General features: G+C 54.2%; 1 tRNA gene and 2 rRNA genes (1 of these 3 cut by a window edge). All 3 read left to right on the top strand.

The features are described from left to right. Positions 1-1924: ribosomal RNA gene (locus tag ACR0DL_RS21360) — 23S ribosomal RNA — on the top strand (it extends 904 nt beyond the left edge of the window). A 229-nt stretch (positions 1925-2153) separates the two neighbouring features. Then, positions 2154-2268 (top strand): 5S ribosomal RNA (gene rrf, locus ACR0DL_RS21355). Positions 2269-2319: 51 nt separating this feature from the next. Next, a tRNA-Met gene (locus tag ACR0DL_RS21350) sits at positions 2320-2396 on the top strand. Positions 2397-2500: the final 104 nt, after the last annotated feature.

The following is a 2500-nucleotide window of genomic DNA, read 5'->3' as shown; positions in this document are numbered from 1 at the left end:
GCCCCACAGGCTTACTGATCCTAACCAAACTCCGAATACCCGGGAGTACTAGATGGCAGACACACTGCGGATGCTAACGTCCGTAGTGGAGAGGGAAACAACCCTGACCTACAGCTAAGGCCCCCAATTCATGGCTAAGTGGGAAAGCAGGTGGGACGACCAAAACAACCAGGAGGTTGGCTTAGAAGCAGCCATCCTTTAAAGATAGCGTAACAGCTCACTGGTCTAAATAAGTTGTCCTGCGGCGAAGATGTAACGGGGCTCAAGCCATGAGCCGAAGCTTAGGATGCCGTAAGGCATGGTAGCAGAGCGTAGTGTGACATAGTCTCATTCCTCCTTCACGTCTTCGGGCGGATTGGAGGAGAGAGGCTTTCGATGAAGCCGGCCTGTGAGGGATCCGGTGGAGAGATCACTAGTGAGAATGATGACATGAGTAGCGACAAAGAGTGTGAGAGACACTCTCGCCGAAAGTCCAAGGGTTCCTGCTTAAAGCTAATCTGAGCAGGGTAAGCCGGCCCCTAAGCCGAGGCCGAAAGGCGTAGGCGATGGGAACCAGGTTAATATTCCTGGGCCGTGGAGTGGTGACGGATCTCAGGTGTAGTTCAATCTTATCGGATTGATTGGGCTGCTGAGAGGTTCCTGGAAATAGCCCTCCTATCAGACCGTACCCTAAACCGACACAGGTGGACTGGTAGAGAATACCAAGGCGCTTGAGAGAACGATGTTGAAGGAACTCGGCAAAATACCTCCGTAAGTTCGCGAGAAGGAGGCCCGGTTCCTAGGCAACTAGGGGCTGGGGGCACAAACCAGGGGGTGGCGACTGTTTATTAAAAACACAGGGCTCTGCGAAGTCGCAAGACGACGTATAGGGTCTGACGCCTGCCCGGTGCCTGAAGGTTAAAAGGAGAGGTGAGAGCCTTGAATTGAAGCCCAGGTAAACGGCGGCCGTAACTATAACGGTCCTAAGGTAGCGAAATTCCTTGTCGGGTAAGTTCCGACCTGCACGAATGGCGTAACGACTTCCCCGCTGTCTCCAACATCGACTCAGCGAAATTGAATTGCCTGTCAAGATGCAGGCTTCCCGCGGTTAGACGGAAAGACCCCGTGCACCTTTACTACAGCTTCGCACTGGCATCAGGATTGTGATGTGCAGGATAGGTGGTAGGCTTTGAAGCGGAAACGCAAGTATCCGTGGAGCCTCCCTTGAGATACCACCCTTCGCACTCTTGATGTCTAACCGCGGTCCGTTATCCGGATCCGGGACCCTGCGTGGCGGGTAGTTTGACTGGGGCGGTCGCCTCCTAAAGCGTAACGGAGGCGCGCGAAGGTTGGCTCAGAGCGGTCGGAAATCGCTCGTTGAGTGCAATGGCAGAAGCCAGCCTGACTGCGAGACTGACAAGTCGAGCAGAGTCGAAAGACGGCCATAGTGATCCGGTGGTCCCGAGTGGAAGGGCCATCGCTCAACGGATAAAAGGTACGCCGGGGATAACAGGCTGATACTGCCCAAGAGTCCATATCGACGGCAGTGTTTGGCACCTCGATGTCGGCTCATCTCATCCTGGGGCTGGAGCAGGTCCCAAGGGTACGGCTGTTCGCCGTTTAAAGAGGTACGTGAGCTGGGTTTAGAACGTCGTGAGACAGTTCGGTCCCTATCTGCCGTGGGTGTAGGAGACTTGAGAGGAGTTGCCCCTAGTACGAGAGGACCGGGGTGAACGATCCACTGGTGGACCAGTTGTCGTGCCAACGGCAGTGCTGGGTAGCTATGATCGGACAGGATAACCGCTGAAGGCATCTAAGCGGGAAGCCCCCCTCAAAACAAGGTCTCCCTGAGGGCCGTGGAAGACCACCACGTCAATAGGCCGGAGATGTAAGCGCAGTAATGCGTTCAGTTGACCGGTACTAATCGCCCGATAGGCTTGATTTGATCCAGTAACAGAAAGACAAAGCTCACCGCCTCAAGTAGCGAAGCGGTAGGCGATCAAACAAGACCAAAAGCATACACCGACCTTGAGTTGGACAACGTTGATTGATGTGAAACCCCGTAAAGGGGTGACATAACAACCGAGTGGCAACGCGCCTTTGCACGCAAAGACGCTGCCTGCCACCCGTCGCTTTCTTGCTCAGCAAGAATGCAGACATGGGCTTTTCCTCGGTTTGGTGGTCATAGCGCAAGTGAAACACCCGGTCCCATCCCGAACCCGGAAGTTAAGCACTGCCGCGCCAATGGTACTTGGGCTTAAGCCCCGGGAGAGTAGGTCACCGCCAAACCTAGTAAAAGCCCAAAACATCTCTCTAACGATGATACAAATCTGACACTGACGCGGGATGGAGCAGCCCGGTAGCTCGTCAGGCTCATAACCTGAAGGTCGTAGGTTCAAATCCTACTCCCGCAACCAGCGTCAGAAAATCTCAGAACAACCCGGTCACACTACAATTGATCCCCAAGATCAATCGCTTAACACACTCAACCCGTCAGAACCATAAAACAATGGGGTGAGAG

The sequence above is a fragment of the Ruegeria sp. BB5 genome, assembly GCF_056539405.1.
This window is presented reverse-complemented; position numbering and strand designations above follow the sequence as displayed.